This is a genomic window from Bradyrhizobium sp. SZCCHNS1022 (assembly GCF_032484835.1).
In the GTDB taxonomy this organism is placed as follows: Bacteria; Pseudomonadota; Alphaproteobacteria; order Rhizobiales; family Xanthobacteraceae; genus Bradyrhizobium.
The window spans coordinates 321,598-340,924 of the sequence record NZ_JAUETT010000001.1 but is presented as its reverse complement, the minus strand read 5'-3'; the positions used below and the strand labels follow the sequence as shown (position 1 = coordinate 340,924).

Sequence of the window (19,327 nt, the reverse complement as noted above, 5' to 3'; positions counted from 1 at the left end):
GATTGTTCCGACGGCGCGGTGGCAAACGTTTGCGGCTTCTTGAAGAATATCCAGACGCGGCAGCCGCCTTCGATGTGCGGAACGAGAAGCCTTTGATCCTCATCAAAGTTCACTCATCGTCAGCCGATATCCTTCGTAATTAGTCGCTTCTTGTCGTAGCGAACATTGGTCCGATGCACTCGGGAGAATGCGCGTACTCGCCCGAGCAGATCCTTTCATTGGTCCAAGCGGATCCCTTCGGTGCAGGAGATATGTTCTTGAACGAGCGGGATCCCATAGCGATTGCGACTGCCTTGGTCCCTGTGCCGTCGCCGTCGAGCACGCCCGAAGGATCTGCCCAGAGCGGAAAAGCTCTGGCCGAAGTCGCTCGTCTTTCGCCCGACGAGGCCTTGCAGCGGTTGTCCAGCACGACGGCGGGCCTCGCGCCTGGCCAGGTCGAGGAGCAGCTCCGCGCGGTCGGGCTCAATCGGATCGCTCGACAAGCGCGTCATACGGTTCTCGGCGAGCTTGCTGTGCGCTCGATCAATCCGTTGAATATCCTTCTGTTATCGTTGGCGACGGCGTCCTATTTCCTCGGCGATCAGCATGCAGCGGTGATGATCGCTATCATGGTTGTCCTGAGCATCGCCCTAGGCTTCCTTCAAGAGTATCGGTCGAACAATGCTGCCGACGAATTACAGAAGATGGTGTCGATAACCACTTCTGTGCGCCGACAGGGGAGTGCTGACCACGTCGATGTTCCGATCGATCAACTTGTGCCTGGCGACATCGTTCTGCTGTCTGCTGGCGACATGATCCCCGCCGACCTCAGGCTGATTTCGGCCAAGGATCTCTTCATCAACCAATCGACCCTCACTGGCGAGGCGATGCCGCTTGAGAAATTTGCGGCGGCTCATGAAGGCACGGCTGAGACGCCATTTGATCTCCCCAATATCTGCTTTATGGGTAGCGCTGTGGTCAGCGGAATCGGCTGCGGCGTCGTGGTGCTGACCGGCCCGCGAACTGCTTTCGGCATCGTAGCAAAGGCAATCGCCGAGACGCGGGAGCTGACAAGCTTCGACAAGGGCATCAGTCGATTTACCTGGTTGATGCTGGGGTTCATTCTCGTGATGGCGCCGCTTGTCTTTGTGATCAATGGCGTGACCAAGGGCAATTGGCTCGAAGCGCTGTTGTTTGCGGTCGCCGTAGCGGTAGGTCTAACGCCTGAAATGCTGCCGATGATCGTGACGGTCAATCTGGCAAAGGGTGCGATGGCAATGTCCCGAAAGAAGGTCATTGTTAAGCGTCTCAATGCAATCCAGAATTTCGGGGCCATGGACGTCTTGTGCACGGACAAGACCGGCACACTCACTCAGGACCTGATTATCCTCAAGCGTCATCTTGATATCAGGGGCGCCGATTCGGACAGCGTGCTTGAGTACGCCTATCTGAATAGTTATTACCAATCCGGCCTCAAGAATCTGCTCGACGTCGCGGTCCTGAAGCACGGCGATCTCGAAGGTGGCCTAAAGGTTCGGGAGCGGTTCCGCGAAATCGACGAAATACCATTCGACTTCGAGAGGCGGAGGATGTCCGTCGTTCTTGGGCGCGACGACGGGGTTCATGTCCTTATCTGTAAAGGTGCCGTCGAAGAAGTCGTCGCGGTTTGCAGGCACTACGTGATTGGCGACGAGACCGGCCTCCTCGATGAGAGCCATCTGGCCTCCGCGAAAGAAACGACTGCAAAGCTCAACGCGGACGGATTTCGGGTCATCGCCGTCGCCACCAAGGAGATGCCGGCAACTCAGGCGGCGTACTCTGTCGCTGATGAGGCCGATCTCACCTTGCTCGGTTACATCGCATTCCTTGACCCTCCGAAGGAGACATGCGCCCCCGCAATTGCTGCGCTACAGGCTGGCGGTGTGCAAGTGAAGATCCTGACAGGGGACAACGACATCGTCACGCGCAAGATCTGTCATGATGTTGGTCTTTCCGTGGACCGGATCGTTCTCGGCAGCGAGATGTCGGCGCTGTCGCCGGAAGAGTTGGCGAACCTGGCGGAGACCACGACGGTGTTCGCCAAGGTGTCGCCGTCGCAGAAGGCCGCCATCATCGATGCACTTCACCGCAAGGGGCACGTCGTCGGCTTCCTGGGGGACGGCATCAACGATGGGCCTGCGCTGAAGACTGCAGACGTCGGCATATCCGTCGACAGCGCCGTCGACATCGCCAAGGAATCCGCGGATATCATATTGCTCGAGAAGAGCCTGGCGGTGCTCGGCGACGGCGTCATCGAGGGACGTAAGGTGTTCGGCAACATTACCAAGTATATCAAGATGGGGGCGAGCTCAAATTTTGGTAATATGTTCAGCGTGCTAGGAGCCAGTATCTTCCTGTCGTTTCTGCCGATGACGGCGATTCAGGTGCTTACCAACAACCTGCTTTACGACGTTTCGCAGACCGCGATCCCAACGGACAACGTCGATCCGGAATTTGTGGCGGTGCCGCGGCGATGGGACATCGGCAACATCACGAAGTTCGTGCTGTTCATCGGTCCGATCAGCTCGATCTTCGATTATGTCACTTATTTTACGATGCTCTACGTCTTCAATGCGTGGAATAACCCGGCATTGTTCCAGACGGGCTGGTTCGTCGAATCCCTGCTTACGCAGACCTTGATCATCCACATTATTCGCACGGCCAAGATTCCGTTTTTCCAGAGTCGAGCCAGCACGGCGCTCATTACGACAACACTGATCATTGCCGTCATTGGGGTCGCTCTCCCATACTCCTGGCTTGCAAGCTTTTTGGGTTTCGTCCCGCTACCACCGACCTACTGGATCGCGCTCGGGCTTATTCTTCCAAGCTATGTCATCCTGACGCACGTCGTGAAGACGTGGTTCGTTCGACGGTTCGGGTTGAGTTGAATTCGGCTGGCTTCGTAATCTCAAGACGCACCCTTCGCCCGCCTCGCGAAAGACGTTGCCGGACGATATGCAACCCATCCGGTGAACCCGTAAGTTGGCGCGGTTCAATCCTCCCCATCATGAAGCCTCTCTTTCGAAAGCATCGATATCGCCACGGAGTCGCCCGCTAGGAGCGTGTTTGCGTTGACTGGGTGTAGGCCCGGCCGGGGATCAATCAGGAGTGACTTCTCCGGTATTCTTTCCACGAATTGTGAGTTGTGTTATCTCGCGAAAGCGCAACAGGAGTTGAAAATGTTCGGACTAAAGCGGCCAACCCGCATTGATCTCCGCGCCAACGACGCGGCTATCGTCGTTCGCGAGAATGGTGAAATGGAAATGTTCATCCGCCAGGCAAGGGGCGATGAGGAGCTTCCGCCCGGTCAAGTTGTTCTGGCTCTTTTCGGAATCGCATTTCACGATGAGCGAGTACACAAGCTGTTGGCGGAAATTGTTAGGGAGAAGCAAAGCCTGACGTGACGCCTCACAGCTGCAGCCGGTCTCGCAGAGGGAATACAACTATTTTCTAAGCCACTTGCCGCTCCCGATCAGAACGGTGCGACAGTTGGGTATCTTAGTCCAATAAGGTTCTGGCCTTCGTGACGGTGTCATAAATCTCGATCTTGAGCATCGGATAGCTCGATTTAAGTTTGCGGGCCGATGATTCCGCAGCTTCGACTGTGCCAAACTCCGACTTGAAGTGCCCGTCGACAATGACCACGAATCCTTCCGTCGGCGGCCTGTCGGCACGTCGTACTTTCTGCTCAGGTTCGTCAACTGAGTGAACTGGCTTCTTCATCGGAACCCTCATCGTATCGCAGAACCGTAACGGGCGGCTCTTTCGGGGCGACAGTTCATCGGCGGCGACATCTCGTCACGGCAGGAAAGTGGGATCACAAAGCCCGGAGACCGCAACCGGCTTTCTCGGTTCGGATCTCCGGCTTGTTACGACTGCGGTGCAGGACTAGGCAGCCTTGCCCGGCGCAGCGGCCTTATTCGATACTGGACTCGCGCTCGGTGGAGCGCCTGTCTTGATGTCGATCGTCTTGGTGGTCTTCACGGCTTTGGCTGGCTTCTTGATAGCGAGATGCAGCACGCCCTTGTCGAAATGAGCTTCGACGGCTCCCTCTTCCGGCTCGAAAGGCAGAGACATCGATCGATAGAAGGAACCGTAGCTGCGCTCCTCGACATGCCAGTCCTTTTCATCCCTCATGCTCTCCGCCTTCTTCTCGCCGGAGATGACCAGCTGGTTGCCGTCCAGGCTGACCTTGATATCTTTCTCGTCCACGCCGGGAAGTTCGGCGGTCACTTCGAACGCATCCTTGGTTTCAGCCACATTGATTGGCGGCGCGCCTGCCCCAATACTGGGAGAGGACGAACCCTGATCGAAAGCGCGAAGGGCGTTTTCTACCTCACGCCGCATGGCCCGGAAGGGGGCGAATGCAGGCTCCTGGCTGGTGGTCCACAATCTCGGAACGCTCATCTGCTCTCTCCACTGATTGAAGAACGCGAAAATGGTGCTCTACGCGATCGCGCCGGCGTTGATGTAGCGCAAGAAATGGCTGAGTTATTTGAAGGCGGAACGCCGGTCACGATGCCGAAGCCGCAAGCGCAGAGAGCATGTCAGCGAGGCTGACCTAAGGAGCGAGCATGCTCGATGAGCTTGCATCGCTCGCCGAAAGCTGGTGGGCCGAGCGCATTGTTTGTGACGATTGAGCGCAGACGCCGCGCATATTCAACCGTAACGGTTGCCGATCCCAATCTCGCCAAGAGCGGTCGCGGAGGGGCGACGATTGACAAGCTTGACGATAGAGCAGGAGAGAAAATCGCGCGCCTGATAGACGCTACGAGAAGGAATACGATGCTCGAAGCAGACCGGTCGCGGCCGCTACACAGATGCCCCTTTCCTGTCGAATGGCATCGGAGTTAGCGGCCGAGTGCCCCCAGGAAACTCTCGCGCCACGCCGTAATGCTATTGCGGCGCAGTACCGCCATCATGGCTCCCCAACGCTCACGCCGCTCCTCAAGTGGCATCCCCAGCGCTGTCTGCAATGCTTCGGCGACGGCGTCGGGGTCGTACGGGTTGGCGATCACGGCAGTGTCGAGTTCATAGGCGGCGCCCGCGAAGGGCGAGAGAATGAGCACGCCGGGGTCGTCAGGGTCCTGTGCAGCGACGTACTCCTTGGCAACCAAGTTCATTCCGTCGCGCAATGGAGTGACAAGACCAACGCGGCTGAGCCGAAAGAAGCCAGCGAGCGAGCGCTGGGAAAAGCTCCTGTTCAAATACTGGATCGGTGCCCAATCGAGTTCCGCGAAGCGACCGGCCACGTCGCCCGCCAGCGCACCGAGCCTCTGCCGCAGCTCACGGTATTCAGGAACGTCGCTGCGTGTCGCGGTGGCGATCTGCAGGAATCGGACGTGGTTGCGGTACTCGGGATAGGCGTCGAGAAACCCGGCGAATGCTTTGAACCGGTGTTCCAGTCCCTTACTGTAGTCGAGCCGGTCCACCCCGATGATGAGCTGGCGTCCCCGGAGACTCTCCTGCAGCCGGTGTGCCGTGCGGGATTTCGCAGCGCGGCTGGCCATTTCGGCGATGGCTTCGGTATCGATGCCAATCGGGAACGCGCCGGCGCGGAGAACGCGATCGAAAGCCTGAACGCGGCCATCGGACGAAACCTTGCCTCCTGCGCAGCGAACAATGGCGTCATGGAAGGCGGTCAAATCCTCCACCGTCTGGAAGCCGACGAGATCGTAAGCGCACAGTGATTTCAGCAGGTCGCCATAGTGGGGAAGGGCCGCCAACACGCCCAAGGACGGAAACGGCGTATGCAAGAAAAACCCGATCCGCTGTGTGGCCCCGGCGCGGCGAAGCTCCTCGGCCATGGGGATCAGGTGGTAGTCATGAACCCAGATGAGGTCACTCGGCCAGAGCAAGGGTGCGAGGATATCGGCGAGCAGGGCATTCACCCGCCGATAGGCGGCCAAGTCCCGGCGGGTAAAGTTCATGAGGTCAAGCCGATAGTGGAATAAGGGCCACAGCGCCGCGTTGGAGAAGCCGCTGTAGTAGCCGTCATGGTCCGCGCGGGTAAGATCGACGGTGGCGTACGTCACCCCCTCGGTCTCAAAAACGTTCGGCTCTTTCGTTGTTTCTCCTAGCTTGCCACTCCACCCAAACCATAAGCCTCCAGCCTGATGCAGAGCGTCGACGAGGCCGGTCACGAGCCCGCCGCTGCGCTGCGCACCTTCTCCCGGCAAGGCGACACGGTTGGAGACGATGACCAAGCGGCTCAAGCCGGTTCCCTCCGCACTGTCATGGTTGCGTCGAGCCGAGCCGTCGCCAAAGGATCTCGGCGAACACGGCAACGCAAATGATCGAGCGGTGACATCCGCCGGAGCCCATATTCGCCTCGGTCCTCACGCGAATATCCGCACGTCCCTCTATTGGAACCGAAGGGCCCGTCATCAGGCAATCCGGGTGCTTGAGGTCGGACGGAACGCATGGATATTGAGCGGCAAGATCAAGGCGTTACCTGTAAGACATATAGATCTTCTCGCAGTAAGTATAGGATACTCTGCCGACCAAGCTGGATTGTTAGGCGCCGCCTAAGACGGATCTTCGCCAGGATTTCGACGGCAGGGGCCCCGGGTGTGCCTTTCGATCTCAGCCAGTGCGGCATCGAGCGAGGCGTGCGGCCCTTGCTGTATGCCGGCCATAGTTTCCAAAGCGTGGCCCTCCGGATGGATCATGAACTGACCGGGAGCGCTTGTCGTGATGCGGCCCATCGAGCGGCCGAGCAGGTCCGTCAGCTGCCAAACCGTGTCTCCTTTTGCAGGTGTAACGATTACATCCATTATGAGCCTTGAGCCTTTACGCCGCGTTGCAATAGCCGACCGGCGAACTACCGAGTTCCGCGGCCGCGGCATTCTCGTACTGGAACGATCGGGCCTCGGATCGACCCGCGATCGAGCGTATGGCGCTTAATACCGATATGTGCGATTATATAGAATGGTCAAAAAAGGTCGAAGGCCAACGTCAGGGGAAGCAATGGCAACCGCGCTCGACCGTTGGGACGAGGAAGGCGGAGCGCAGGAGGTGGCGTGGCCGTTACCCTATGAAGCCGGCGAGTTGCGGGACGTGGAGCGCAGAGTCCTGGAATGTCTGGGTACTGCCCTTGTCAGCGAATGGAATGATCTGCCTACTGATGTCCAGCGCAGACTTTTTGAGCACGCGGCCTCAGGCAAATCGCGTGATGCCGCCGTGTTGAAGACGCAGATCGCCCGTTTCCTGCACGATCATAAAGGTGCCTCGCGCTAACACGAGCTTGGCAGAGTTGTTCACGCCGTTGCTTTTTGCTGACCCGTCTTCTGCAGTATGGGTATCGCGAACCTGATAGCCGAAGAATGAGCGCGCGACGGCGGCGGACCGCACCGGCAGGCTGCGGCTCGAGGGGGCTGTCGATGCGCTTTTCCGGCCCGTTTTGGCAACACGGCAGTGCTGCAAGAAGGTGCGAGCAATGATCGTCATAACAGCGTGACGGCGAAGACCGTGCCAGGACAGTCCCGTGCCAGGACAGTCCCTTGAAGGGATCGAGACCCAATTTCTCTTTCAACTGGAGACGTGCTTGCCCGCAGATCCATCTCGCCTTGACGGTTGCAGCCAACCGCCACAGGTCTATCTCTACTGGTAGATTTGCGAGATAACATTTCGTCTTCCACAGTCGCGGCGCTCGCCGATCGCCAGTTCGCATTTCTCCATTTGGCGCTAGCAAGCATCTCGTGCGCCGGCATCGACAACAAATCCGCGATTGCCCTGAATTTGGTGACTTCGCAGCCATCTCCTGATAAAGAGATCGCCAAGCTGGGCACAAAGAGCACGGTAAACGGATTGCTTCACGATAGCGCCGATGCAAGGCTGTTTCTGAAGGATAGCCGGTCATGACCATGCGCTCCCGACGCGAAGTAGTAACCTTCAAACATCCCTTTCGGATCAAGGGAATCGACCGCCTCCTGCCTCCGGGTACCTACGAGATCATCACCGATGAGGAGATGATCGAAGGATTGTCGTTCGCGTCGTTTCGCCGGGTTGCCACTATGATCATGGTGCCGGCGGCGCCGCCGCGAACTTCAACGATGGAGATGATTTCGATCAGCCCGGCCGATTTGGCTGACGCTCAGCGCATTGACGCAGCTCGTGAGTGACCACTCGATCTCGACAAGCTCCGCTGAGCTGCCCGTCGCCAAGAAGAAGGTCGCCTAAGCGCCGGTCTGCCTGTTTTCCTTATCCTAAGCAGCCGGCATCTCGAAGAAGGATAAGGCGCGCAAGTTGAAATCACGTGCCTAGGGAGCTGGCTAAGTCGCGCGGTCTTTCGGATTTTACGGTTGAAAACGGAGATCATTATGTCGGCCAAGGAAGTCAAGTTCGGCGTCGATGCGCGCGACAGGCTGTTGCGCGGTGTCGAAATTCTCAACAATGCGGTCAAAGTCACGCTCGGTCCGAAGGGCCGCAACGTCGTCCTCGACAAGTCGTTCGGCGCCCCGCGCATCACCAAGGACGGCGTCACCGTCGCCAAGGAGATCGAGCTCGACGACAAGTTCGAGAACATGGGCGCCCAGATGGTGCGGGAAGTTGCCTCCAAGTCGGCGGATGCAGCCGGCGACGGCACCACCACGGCGACCGTGCTCGCCGCTGCGATCGTGCGCGAGGGCGCCAAGGCGGTTGCCGCCGGCATGAACCCGATGGACCTGAAGCGAGGCATCGACCTCGCGGTGGAAGCCGTGGTGGCCGATCTCGTGAAGAACTCCAAGAAGGTCACCTCGAATGAGGAGATCGCCCAGGTCGGCACCATCTCGGCCAATGGCGACGCTGAGATCGGTAAGTTCCTCGCCGACGCCATGAAGAAGGTCGGCAACGAGGGTGTCATCACCGTCGAGGAAGCCAAATCGCTCGAGACCGAACTCGAGATCGTCGAAGGGATGCAGTTCGACCGCGGCTACATCTCGCCCTACTTCGTCACCAACGCCGACAAGATGCGCGTCGAGATGGACGATGCCTACATCCTGATCAACGAGAAGAAGCTGTCGTCGCTGAACGAACTGCTGCCGCTGCTCGAGGCCGTGGTCCAGAGCGGCAAGCCGCTCGTGATCGTCGCCGAGGACGTCGAGGGCGAGGCGCTGGCCACCCTGGTCGTCAACCGCCTACGCGGCGGTCTGAAGGTCGCGGCCGTCAAGGCTCCGGGCTTCGGCGATCGCCGCAAGGCCATGCTGCAGGACATCGCGATCCTGACCGGCGGCCAGGCGATCTCGGAAGATCTCGGCATCAAGCTCGAAAACGTGACGCTGAACATGCTTGGCCGCGCCAAGAAGGTGATGATCGACAAGGAGAACACCACCATCGTCAGCGGCGGCGGCAAGAAGGCCGACATCGAGGCGCGCGTTCAGCAGATCAAGGCGCAGATCGAGGAGACCACCTCGGACTACGACCGTGAGAAGTTGCAGGAGCGTCTGGCCAAGCTCGCGGGCGGCGTCGCGGTGATCCGCGTCGGCGGCGCGACCGAGGTCGAGGTGAAGGAGCGCAAGGATCGCGTTGACGACGCGATGCATGCAACCCGCGCGGCCGTTGAGGAAGGCATCCTGCCGGGCGGCGGCGTCGCCCTGCTGCGTGCTTCCGAGCATCTCAAGGGACTTCGCACCAAGAACGATGACCAGAAGACCGGCGTCGAGATCGTGCGCAAGGCGCTATCCTATCCGGCGCGCCAGATCGCGATCAACGCGGGCGAGGATGGCTCCGTCATCGTCGGCAAGGTCCTGGAGAAGGACCAGTACGGCTACGGCTTTGATTCCCAGTCCGGCGAGTACGGCAACCTCGTCACCAAGGGCATCATCGACCCGACCAAGGTCGTTCGTGTGGCGATTCAGAACGCGGCTTCTGTTGCGGCTCTGCTGATCACGACCGAAGCGATGGTCGCCGAGCTGCCGAAGAAGAACGCCGGTGGAGCCGCGATGCCTCAAGGCGGCGGCATGGGTGGTATGGATTTTTAAGTCCAACCCGTTTAACGCTCAACAAGAAGGCCCGCAGAAATGCCGGGTCTTTTTTGCAGGAGCCGGCAAAAAAGGCGAACGCTGGGACGCGTGATGAACTCTCGCCGTTTCCGCGCGGGTAAGCGGCTCAAGCGGATCCCGTCTTACGAAGGTTGCGTCAAAGTTGAGCGGCCTACTCGTAGCGCAGCGCTTCGATAGGATCGAGCCGAGCGGCCTTTCGCGCGGGGTAGTAGCCGAAGAATATGCCAACGGCTGCCGAGAACAGGAACCCGCCGGCAATCGCGGCCAGAGATATCGGCGCCGGCCAGCCCGTGAGGGCGGAGATGGCGACGGACAACGCCGCGCCGATGACAATTCCCACGATGCCGCCGCTGACGCTGATGAAGATCGCCTCGGCAAGGAACTGCAGCAGGACGTGCAATCTTCGGGCGCCAATCGCCATCCGTAGTCCGATCTCCCGCGTTCGTTCCGTCACCGAGACCAGCAGGATATTCATGATGCCGATGCCGCCGACCACAAGCGAGATGGACGCCACCGCGGCCAGGAGCAGCGCCATGATGCGGCTGCTGCCTTCGGCGGTCTCTGCGATCTGACTGAGGTTTCTCACGGAAAAATCGTTGATGGTGCCTGGCCTGATGTGGTGACGCCGCGCCAGGATTTCAGTGGCCTGGTCGATCGCCGCCTTGACGCCGGTCGGATCCAACGCCTGCACGTAAATCTGATTTACGAACCCGGTCATGCGCGGTTGAAGCCCGTACGGATTCGGCGGCGTCGGATAAATCCAGTTGATCGCGGTTTGCTGCTGGCTTGGCGACGCAACGCCGATAATCTTGCGCTCGGCCGTCGTGAACGGAACCATGATTAGATCGTCCTGGTCCTGTCCAAAGGATGTCTGTCCCTTGGAGTCGAGAATTCCGACCACCCGCAACGACACACCTTTCACCTGCACCATGGCGCCAATCGGGTTCTGAAAGGTGCCGAAGAGTTGCCGGCGCACGGTCTCGCCGAGGACCGCAACCAGCGCCGAGCTTCGCTCATCCTCCGGAGTGATTGCCCGCCCTGCGGCGATCTGCCAGTTCGTCATCGGAGGATAATTGGGGCTCACGCCCTGGATGCCGGTGGTCCAGTTCTGGTTCGCAAAGCGGATCAGCCCCGACTGGCGGATGAGATAGCTTACAGCCCCGGCAGCAGGCGCTTCCTGTCGGATTGCTCGCACGTCGGCAACGGTAAGTGTCGAAGCGCTTCCGGAGCCGCCCCGAGCACCCCCGCTCGTGGCGGCGCCCGGCAGGATAACCACGAGGTTGGTCCCGAGCCTTGCGATCTCTTTTCGGACCGCCTCGTTCGCTCCCTGGCCGACCGACACCATGACGATCAATGCGGCGACGCCGATGAAGACCCCGAGCATCGTCAGCGCTGAACGCATTTTGTTGCGCCAGATCGCCTCGGCGGCCGCCGTCATCACCATCCAGGCAAAGGGCCATGACGCGCCCGACATTCCAACATAGATCGGCGGTTCTCTGAACTGGACCAATTTGCCCGCGGCCTCTCCCGCCGGCTCGGGTGCCTTGGCGAGCTCCGTCTTCTTCACATCCGAGATGATCTGGCCGTCGCGCATGGTCAGCACGCGATCCGCAAAGGCCGCGACGTCAGGCTCGTGGGTCACCACGATGATGGTGACGCCCTGTTCGCGGTTGAGCGAGCTGAGCGTCTGCATAATCTCGTTGGAGTTGCGTGTATCGAGATTGCCGGTCGGCTCGTCCGCCAGCAGCAGGCTCGGCTGATTGATGAGGGCCCGGGCGATTGCAACCCGCTGCTGCTGGCCGCCTGACAGCTGGCCTGGCGTGTTGCGTTCCCGATCGCGCAGCCCAAGCTTGTCCAGAACTGCGCGAGCCCGCTCGAAGCGTGCGCGCGCATGGCTCTGGCCCGACATCGCATACAAGAGCGGCAAGGCGACATTGTCGATGGCGCTGGTGCGTGGCAAGAGATTGAAGCTCTGGAATACGAACCCAAGCCGCTCGCTGCGAAGGCCGGCAAGATCCGGTTCCGCAAGCTGTGCGACGTCGATGCCGTCGAACCAGTAATGACCGCCCGTAGGCCGGTCGAGGCATCCAAGGATCGACATCAGCGTCGACTTGCCCGATCCGGACGCGCCCATGATGGCGATGAACTCGCCGCGTTCGACAGTCAGGCTTACGCCCGAAAGCGCGCGAACATCTATGTCGCCGACATGATATGTCCGCGACACCCCTTCAATCCTGATGACCGGCTCCGCCATGTGCCTTCAATCGTTGCGGCTGTTGCAACTAGAGTCGTGGTGGTGGCACGCGGGAGCGCGCTTTCGCCGAATTCCGCTGCTCCGCGACAATCACCCTGTCTTCGACTTTCAGGTCGCCGTGCACGATCTCCGTGAACTCGTCGTCGTCGAGCCCGACCGTAACCGGCACCGGCACCGGCGATCCGTCCCGGAGCACCCAAACGCGCGCTTGCTTCGTGTCGCCAAGGACTGTGCCGGTCGGGACATAGCGTAATGCCTGGTTCGGAACACGGAGTACGTTGCTCCGCTGATCGACGATGATCCGCGTCGCCGCCGTCAGGCCCGGCTTGAGCGCCAGATCAGGATTGTTGACGCTGACGACGACATCGTACGTGATGACATTCTGCACGGTTTGCGGGGATTGGCGGACCTGAGTTACGGTTCCGTCGAACAACCGTTTGGGATATGCGTCGACGGTGAACGTCGCCTTGTCGCCGTTCTTGATGCCGCCAATATCGCTTTCGCTGACATTGGCGTCCACCTGCATCCTGGTGAGGTCGGTCGCGATCAGGAACAAGGTGGGAGTCTGGAAACTTGCTGCGACGGTCTGTCCCATGGTGACGGCGCGCGAAACGACCGTGCCATCGACTGGCGAGATGATGTTGGTGTAGTCGAGATTGACCTGTGCCGCGTCGAGCACGGCCTGGCGCTGCTGGATGGTGGCTTCGTCGAATGTGATTTGCGCCAGAGCCTGATCGTACACGTTCCTCGCATTGTCGTAGGCGTCCTCCGACGCGGCCCTTGTCTTGACGAGAATGGCGAGGCGCCCGACGTTGGCCTTGGCATAGGTGAGCGATGCCTTGTCCTTTTCCAGCTGCGCTTTTGCAATGGCGAGACTGGCCTTCGCTTGATCGACGACGCTCTGATAAGGGCGTGGATCGATCTTGGCGCAGGTCTGTCCTCGCTTGACCTCTGTATTGTAATCGCAGGTCAATTCCTGGATGACGCCGGATACGTAGGTTCCGACAATGATCGTCAATTCCGGGTTGACCGAGCCCGTGGCGTTGATGTCGCGTGCAACGTTGCCGATGGTGACAGGCGCCGTCTCGTAACCAACCGTAGCGTTGCCGCTGAACGACCACCAGATGCCCAAGGATGTCGCGAGAAGCAGCGTTACGACCCCGACGAGAACCCAGCGCCGCGTCGCAAATCGCGGCTGTACGGCCGGCGCGCTGACCGCGCGTCCAGCCGATGGAAGCGGTACATAGGGCAGAGCTTCCCTGCTTTCGGCCGCAGCACCAGTGCCGCGCTGCGTGTTCATTTCGCTTCGGCTCCAGGCGTCGGATTAGAGCTGTTGCCACCATAGGCTGCCACGGGGCCGAATTGTTGATTGGGATCAAGCTATTCGGTTCGGAGCCTGCCCGGGGCCGCGCTTCTGCTGCCTCCGGTCGCCGCTGCGGGACGCACCTTACCGTTGCTGGGTATTGGGAAGGGCATAGCTCCGCTCCTTGGCCGGTCGTCCCCGTGATTTACCACAGGCCGAAGATCGATTTCGCACCGAGGATGGTCTCCCAGACAGCCGCCAACTCGACCGCCACCACGACGACGCCGACCGGCAGCGCTATCGAGAGCAGGAGTCCATCTTCCTCGAGATAGGTCAGCGCGATGACGAGGGCGGGCACGACATTGCTCAGAGGCACCGGAGTGAAGACCAGGGTGATGTTCAGCAGCACGACGACGGCGCCAACGACACGCTTGGTCGTATCGAACGGAGTCGGCTAGCGCGGATGGATGAGTTTCTCGAGATACCTCAGCACGGGCACAGCTCGTTGCACCAGAGCGGCAAGGTGCCGGGTCGGTAACGGACGGGCAGCGATGCGGCGTGGGAACATCGGCATGTCCCGCCCCGCGATCATCTGGAACGCGGGAATCATAAGTAGCAGGCCGGCTACGATCGAGACGCCCGGCGTGATGGCGACCACGGCGAGCAGCAGCATGATGAGGCCGAAGGAGCGCTCGTGCAGGCGGCCCATCAGCCAGCCCAAAGTAAAGTGATCTGTCGGCGCCTCGTCGTGCAGCCGCTGCAGCAGGACCGACGCCGGCGCAAACACCTCTTCATCCGCGGCTGGTGTCGGCTTCGGATGGCGCATCCGGATCTCCAGTTGATCGAACGGCTATCTCTTCGAGCGGCTCCCTTTTGGCCGATTAGCGATGCCACGGCGAGAATGCCGTGCTCGCAGCTCGCGGCTGCTCAGAAAATCAAATCAGCGCTCTACGCCGAGCCCTCACACGAAGTAATTGCAAACTGGAAGGCCACGACAGCGTGCCGGGTCGGGGATCCGGCACGCTGGTGATAGGACCTTTTGGGACGGCGTGTCTGGTCGACGCAGTCGGCCGCGACGGGATCAGAGCCGGCCCAGCAGCAGCAATACGACAAGGATAACCAGGATGATCCCGATGACACCCATGCCGCCGTGGCCGTAGCCGTAACCGTAGCCGCCAAATCGGCCACTGAAGCCCCCAAGCAGGAAAATGATGAGGATAATGATGAGGATAAGTCCGATCGACATTGTCTGATTCCTTTGCTGGGTCTTGGTGATATAGGAACTTTCGGTGGATCGAGCTTAGTGCTTTCGAGCTTCCGGCGACGACTGTCGCCGTATCAGTGGGAAAGAGCTGCTACTTCTTCTCGATTGAAATGCCGCGCTCGCCAATGCTGATTTCGACGCCGGTGATTTTCTGTCGCTCCCGGTAGACTTGATAGCCTAGGATCATGGCGACGACAGCGAGACCGCCGATGACCAAGTAGAGCATATTGCGAGACATTTTCCGGGAATCCCGAATTGTGTGTTTTGAATTGTGTGCTTCGACTTGCCTGGGTCTGACCAATCCAGTTCAACGAACTTCACCGCCATTGACGAACAGAAGTGGCGGAAGCATTCTTAACGCAATTCTCGTGGAATTAGCGGCATTTCAGGCCGGCTCATCATCTGCCGGCCGCCACCGCCTGGTCAAAGTTTGCCAAGCAAGACCAATATCAGCAGGATGACGATCACGAGGCCGAGACCGCCACCGCCGTAGTAGCCAGTACCGTAAAACGGACCGCCACCGATGCCGCTAAAGCCGCCCAGCAGCGCGATCACCAGAATGATCAGAACGATGGTCCAAATCGACATTTCGGTATCTCCCCCTTGCAGTTTGGTCGCGACGTCATTGTCTCGAAGATTACTTAGCCAGCGGATCTCAAGTGGGTTCTCAAGAAGGAACTCAATCTTGTAACAAAGATAGTAAAGTCCAGTTGACTCAAATCAAGGATGTAGATGGTTCGAAACGGCACCCCGCATTATCATCGAATAGTTAGCAGCCAGTCGTCCAGCCGTTGCAGCCAGCGCCGAGGCGGAGGCGGCGCAGGGGGCGGCTTGAGCTTGAGGCGGTCGCCGTCGCGTCCGTGAACGAGCTGAAGCGTTCGGGTGTGATAGACGGCAAGGTCCGGCCGGTGACCAATGCTCAGCACCGTGGTCTGCTTCAGCTCGTCATCGAACAGAGCCATGACGCGGCGCTGGCTGTCTTCGTCGAGCGCGGCTGTTGCTTCGTCGAGAAAGACCCATCCCGGCTTGTGCAGCAGAAGGCGCGCAAACGCGAGGCGCTCCTGCTCGCCGAGCGAAAGCTCCTTGTCCCAGCGCTCCACCAGATCGAGCTTGGCGATCAGGCTGCCGAGATCGCAGCGCTCGAGCGCCTGGCGAACATTCGCTTCGGGAAAGGCGTCGCGGAACAGCGTCGATCCCCCTTTTCCGGTGTCGCCGACAATTAGTACGCGCTCGCCCGGGGTGATGCTGACCGTCGCATCATCGATGACGATATGTCCGTCCGGGTGTAGGGCGCGTTTGATTTCTTCTGCGCCTTGTTCGATCGCAGGGAGATTGTCGAGCGCCTCGCGAGAGCTGCGCCGGGCGGACTGCCGCCCGCCGGTCGACGAGCCGTGAGAAATTATCGACGAGCTATAGCAACGCCAATTGTACCTGGGTGAACGCGCCCGCCACCATGATCAGGCCGCCCAGCGTCAGGCTACTGCTGAAATAGGCCGGTGCGGAACCAGGATCTGACCTGGCGCCATAGTTCAGAAGGCGGTGAGCGTCAAAACAGTGTCGGTCCCTTTGTAGTTATTGCTCAACGAAGTGGCCGGAACACAGGCGTCCGGCGACCGTCAAAGCTTGCGCGGCGCAAAGTATAGCGTAAACATAAACGAGGTCAGTGCGGTCTAGTCAACTTTGGAGGACGCCGAGTGAAGATTCGGGTCGGCTATGAGATGGTCTACGACTTTCCGCAACCCACACCCATGATCATGGTCCTGGGCGTCCATTTTACGCGGGCTTCAGATGTCATCGTGCCCGATTATCTGACCACTGACCCCTCAGTTGCGATCATCCCATACCGCGATGGCTTCGGTAACTGGTGCAGTCGCATCGTTGCTCCGGCCGGTCGAATGCGCCTGGCGGCTGATGGTATCATTCGCGACACGGGCTTGCCGGACGTCATTGTGCCCTCGGCTTCCCAGCACGCGATTGAGGACTTGCCGGCAGAGACGATCGTGTATCTTCTTGGCAGTCGCTATTGCGAAACCGACCAGCTGTCCGATGTCGCGTGGAAGCTCTTTGAGAAGGAGCCGCCCGGATGGGCACGCGTTCAGGCGATCTGCGATTTCGTCCACAATCACATTCAGTTCGGCTATGAGCACGCGCGCGCAACCAAGACGGCCCGGGACGTGTTCAAGGAGGGTAAGGGCGTTTGCCGGGACTTTGCGCATCTGGCCATCACGTTCTGTCGCTGCATGAACATTCCGGCCAGATACTGCACCGGCTATTTGGGCGACATCGGCATGCCTCCCCCATATGCCCCAGGAGATTTCGCGGGATGGTTCGAGGCCTACATTGGCGGGCGTTGGTACACGTTCGATCCGCGTAACAACGTCCCCCGGATTGGGCGTATACTGATTGCTCAAGGACGTGACGCCGCTGACGTCCCTATTACTCAGACATTTGGACCCAATACCCTGGTCAGCTTTAAAGTGTGGACCGATGAGATCCCTTCCTAAGCAGCATACAGTTGAGTCTGAGGGCGCCTTCAAGAGAAATGCTCCCAGACTTGGGAAACGATTTAGCTGTACGAAAGCGAGCTGAGCCTCTGCCGGAACGAATGTCGGTGGCGTAACTTGGTAAGGGGCGACCGGATGCAAACGCCCCCCAAAGCATCCGAGGAAATGACGGTCTCAGTGCGTCCCCCACGCTCTGGGGCCGTTTCTTGGGAAAGTCCTCTAGTCGCGCTCTCTGAGCAGAGGCTTCTCGTGCAGCACCGCACTTAGCAACGAGTTGTGGACCTCAATGTGCCCATTATAGCTGATGAGGCCCAGCCTTCGAAACTTGTTCATGAAATAGCTGACCCGCGATCGCGTGGTTCCAATCATATCGGCCAATGTTTCCTGACTGATACTCGCGCTGATCGGCTGCGGGCTGCCTTCCTTGCCGAAATTCGCGAGCAGCAACAGCAGACGAGCAAGCCGCCGTTCGCTCGAATTGAATAGCTGGTCGATCAGGTCCTCCTCGATCCGGCTGTTCCGGGTCAGGAGGTATGACATGAATAGCTGCGAAAATTTCGGCTCGTCACGAATAGCCGCCATCATCGCTTCTTTGGTTATCGACGTGATGACGCAATCTTCCATCGCTGTTGTCGTCGCGATACGCAACGGATGACCGTTCATGCATCCCTCGCCAAAGAACTGACCAGGCTCCAAAATTGCGACGACCGCTTCCTTGCCCTGCTCCGACACGACGGTCAGCTTGACTTTGCCGTTTTGAATGTAAAAGACTGAGTCCGCAGGGTCGCCCTGCTGAAACACGTGCTGGTTCTTGCGAAACGTGAGAATCGTCTTGCCCGCGCCCACCCTGGCGAGAAATTGTTTAGGGTCGAACATGTCCTTGGTCGGCTTCGGCACGCGAGCCTCCTTCTCAACGAACGATTGATTCCGGCCCGCTGCCAAGCGTTTCGCACCGAGCGGCGAACTGCGTCTTCAGCCAGCCGATCGCTTGCGGGGGCTTGCCCCGCTTCGCGGACATTACCGCCGGATTGTCGACAGTTCTAGGGAGGCAGGTCCGCCTTTTTGACGACCTCGGTTCGCTGCGCGCCGGGCGGCGCCGCTTGGTGCTCAAGCGCAGCAATCGCGCTTGCGTGCGGGCTGCGAGTCCCACTCACGGGACGAGGGCTGAGTCCTTGCCATCAATCCACCACCGGTGCGGGTCTACCCAACGAAGAGATCGACACGGGAAGTCAATCGGAGATTCCGAACTGAGGAGACATCCTATGGTCTTGGAGCGGCGTCAGCCCGTTACGCTCGGTGCGCGCCAGTCATGACTATCGTCGAGGGTCTATACTCTGATTTCTCGGAAAGCGGCGAGCTCTGAATCTAAGTGAACTGGTTCGAGAAGCGTTGCTGCCGGCGTGTCCCTGGTGGCGTGAGATGCGCGTCACGAGAATGCTTCGGCGTTCTGCTCGTCGCTGATAGTCGTCAAAGCGCCGCTCGAGGCAACTGCGAAGACATAAGTGTATCTGCGGCGTCTCTGAGCTGACAACTCTCGAAGGCTCGGCGAGCGTCCCCGCGGAACCTCCTCACAGGCGGGCCGTTGCTGACTTGCATCAGAGATCAAAGTGGTGAGGAACCGGCAGTGCGAATACTTGTGGTCGAGGACGATCCGCTGGTCCGCGAATTGGTGGTCGAAGCTCTGCGCGAAGAAGGGTATGAGGTAATTCACGCTGCCAACGGAGAACAAGCGCTGGCGTGGTGCAAGAGGCAGATCGCGGACGTTCTGGTCACCGACATCAGGCTGCCCGGTGGCGTCGACGGATGGCAGATCGCCGAACGCTGTCGGGAGCATGATCCCGAGCTCCAGGTGATCTACGCGACGGGCTTCTCGCCCGTCGAGGCTCGTCCGGTGCCCGGCAGTCTCACCTTGCACAAGCCCTACCAAACCGACCGCCTCGTCGAGGCCGTCAGGCAAATGGACAAGGAACGGCGGCCCTCCTCGGATTAGATGAGAGCCAG

At 59.6% G+C, this 19,327-nt stretch carries 17 protein-coding genes and 2 pseudogenes; 7 read left to right on the top strand and 12 right to left on the bottom strand.

Features of this window, described 5'->3' with window-relative positions; translation table 11 throughout:
- Positions 1-251 precede the first annotated feature (251 nt).
- Both mgtA and QX071_RS01540 read left to right on the top strand, forming a co-directional pair.
- Positions 252-2,906, top strand: a complete 2,655-nt coding sequence (gene mgtA, locus QX071_RS01545; RefSeq protein ID WP_409977705.1) for a magnesium-translocating P-type ATPase — start codon at positions 252-254, stop codon at positions 2,904-2,906.
- Between the two features lie 291 nt (positions 2,907-3,197).
- Complete coding sequence (locus QX071_RS01540) at positions 3,198-3,422, top strand: hypothetical protein (protein WP_315702613.1); 225 nt, start codon at positions 3,198-3,200, stop codon at positions 3,420-3,422.
- A 94-nt stretch (positions 3,423-3,516) separates the two neighbouring features.
- Here QX071_RS01540 and QX071_RS01535 read toward each other — a convergent pair whose 3' ends face one another.
- The 3 genes from QX071_RS01535 to QX071_RS01525 form a co-directional block, all read right to left on the bottom strand.
- Complete coding sequence (locus tag QX071_RS01535) at positions 3,517-3,741, bottom strand: hypothetical protein (protein WP_315702614.1); 225 nt, start codon at positions 3,739-3,741, stop codon at positions 3,517-3,519.
- Between the two features lie 165 nt (positions 3,742-3,906).
- Entirely contained in the window at positions 3,907-4,425 is a 519-nt protein-coding gene (locus QX071_RS01530; protein WP_315702615.1) for an Hsp20/alpha crystallin family protein, read from the bottom strand.
- A gap of 443 nt (positions 4,426-4,868) precedes the next feature.
- Positions 4,869-6,233 (bottom strand): trehalose-6-phosphate synthase, encoded by a 1,365-nt coding sequence (locus tag QX071_RS01525; protein WP_315702616.1) that lies wholly within the window; start codon positions 6,231-6,233, stop codon positions 4,869-4,871.
- A 754-nt stretch (positions 6,234-6,987) separates the two neighbouring features.
- Here QX071_RS01525 and QX071_RS33995 point away from each other — a divergent pair.
- Positions 6,988-7,257 carry a hypothetical protein gene (locus tag QX071_RS33995; RefSeq protein ID WP_315769385.1) on the top strand — a complete coding sequence of 90 codons (270 nt, stop codon included), beginning with the start codon at positions 6,988-6,990 and terminating at the stop codon, positions 7,255-7,257.
- A gap of 20 nt (positions 7,258-7,277) precedes the next feature.
- On the opposite strand, the pseudogene QX071_RS33990 reads toward QX071_RS33995, so the two are convergent.
- A pseudogene (locus QX071_RS33990) lies at positions 7,278-7,754 on the bottom strand (IS701 family transposase); the annotation flags it as partial.
- A 123-nt stretch (positions 7,755-7,877) separates the two neighbouring features.
- Here QX071_RS33990 and QX071_RS01515 point away from each other — a divergent pair.
- Together QX071_RS01515 and groL are read left to right on the top strand one after the other, a co-directional pair.
- Positions 7,878-8,141, top strand: coding sequence for a hypothetical protein (locus QX071_RS01515; RefSeq protein WP_315702618.1), 264 nt, complete (start codon positions 7,878-7,880; stop codon positions 8,139-8,141).
- Positions 8,142-8,339: 198 nt separating this feature from the next.
- Positions 8,340-9,980 (top strand): chaperonin GroEL, encoded by a 1,641-nt coding sequence (gene groL, locus QX071_RS01510; protein WP_315702619.1) that lies wholly within the window; start codon positions 8,340-8,342, stop codon positions 9,978-9,980.
- Between the two features lie 172 nt (positions 9,981-10,152).
- Here groL and QX071_RS01505 read toward each other — a convergent pair whose 3' ends face one another.
- The 7 genes and pseudogenes from QX071_RS01505 to QX071_RS33985 all read right to left on the bottom strand — a co-directional run bounded on the left by QX071_RS01505 (position 10,153) and on the right by QX071_RS33985 (position 15,922).
- Positions 10,153-12,225, bottom strand: a complete 2,073-nt coding sequence (locus tag QX071_RS01505) for an ABC transporter permease (protein WP_315702620.1) — start codon at positions 12,223-12,225, stop codon at positions 10,153-10,155.
- 58 nt (positions 12,226-12,283) lie between these two features.
- The gene (locus QX071_RS01500; protein WP_315702621.1) at positions 12,284-13,555 is read right to left on the bottom strand and encodes an efflux RND transporter periplasmic adaptor subunit; all 1,272 of its coding nucleotides are present in this window, start codon (positions 13,553-13,555) and stop codon (positions 12,284-12,286) included.
- 208 nt (positions 13,556-13,763) lie between these two features.
- Positions 13,764-14,384 (bottom strand): annotated as a pseudogene (locus tag QX071_RS01495) (exopolysaccharide biosynthesis protein).
- Positions 14,385-14,639: 255 nt separating this feature from the next.
- On the bottom strand, positions 14,640-14,804 hold the full coding sequence (locus QX071_RS01490; protein WP_315702622.1) for a DUF3309 family protein: 165 nt from the start codon (positions 14,802-14,804) through the stop codon (positions 14,640-14,642).
- Positions 14,805-14,913: 109 nt separating this feature from the next.
- Positions 14,914-15,060: a hypothetical protein gene (locus QX071_RS01485; RefSeq protein WP_315702623.1), complete on the bottom strand. Its 147-nt coding sequence runs from the start codon at positions 15,058-15,060 to the stop codon at positions 14,914-14,916.
- Between the two features lie 185 nt (positions 15,061-15,245).
- Positions 15,246-15,410, bottom strand: coding sequence for a DUF3309 family protein (locus QX071_RS01480; RefSeq protein ID WP_315702624.1), 165 nt, complete (start codon positions 15,408-15,410; stop codon positions 15,246-15,248).
- Positions 15,411-15,580: 170 nt separating this feature from the next.
- Positions 15,581-15,922 (bottom strand): hypothetical protein, encoded by a 342-nt coding sequence (locus tag QX071_RS33985; RefSeq protein WP_409977463.1) that lies wholly within the window; start codon positions 15,920-15,922, stop codon positions 15,581-15,583.
- 594 nt (positions 15,923-16,516) lie between these two features.
- On the opposite strand from QX071_RS33985, the gene QX071_RS01470 reads away from it, so the two are divergent.
- Positions 16,517-17,326: a transglutaminase family protein gene (locus tag QX071_RS01470; RefSeq protein ID WP_315702626.1), complete on the top strand. Its 810-nt coding sequence runs from the start codon at positions 16,517-16,519 to the stop codon at positions 17,324-17,326.
- A gap of 219 nt (positions 17,327-17,545) precedes the next feature.
- Here QX071_RS01470 and QX071_RS01465 read toward each other — a convergent pair whose 3' ends face one another.
- Positions 17,546-18,223, bottom strand: coding sequence for a Crp/Fnr family transcriptional regulator (locus QX071_RS01465; RefSeq protein ID WP_315702627.1), 678 nt, complete (start codon positions 18,221-18,223; stop codon positions 17,546-17,548).
- A 727-nt stretch (positions 18,224-18,950) separates the two neighbouring features.
- On the opposite strand from QX071_RS01465, the gene QX071_RS01460 reads away from it, so the two are divergent.
- Positions 18,951-19,316, top strand: a complete 366-nt coding sequence (locus QX071_RS01460) for a response regulator (RefSeq protein WP_315702628.1) — start codon at positions 18,951-18,953, stop codon at positions 19,314-19,316.
- Positions 19,317-19,327 lie beyond the last annotated feature (11 nt).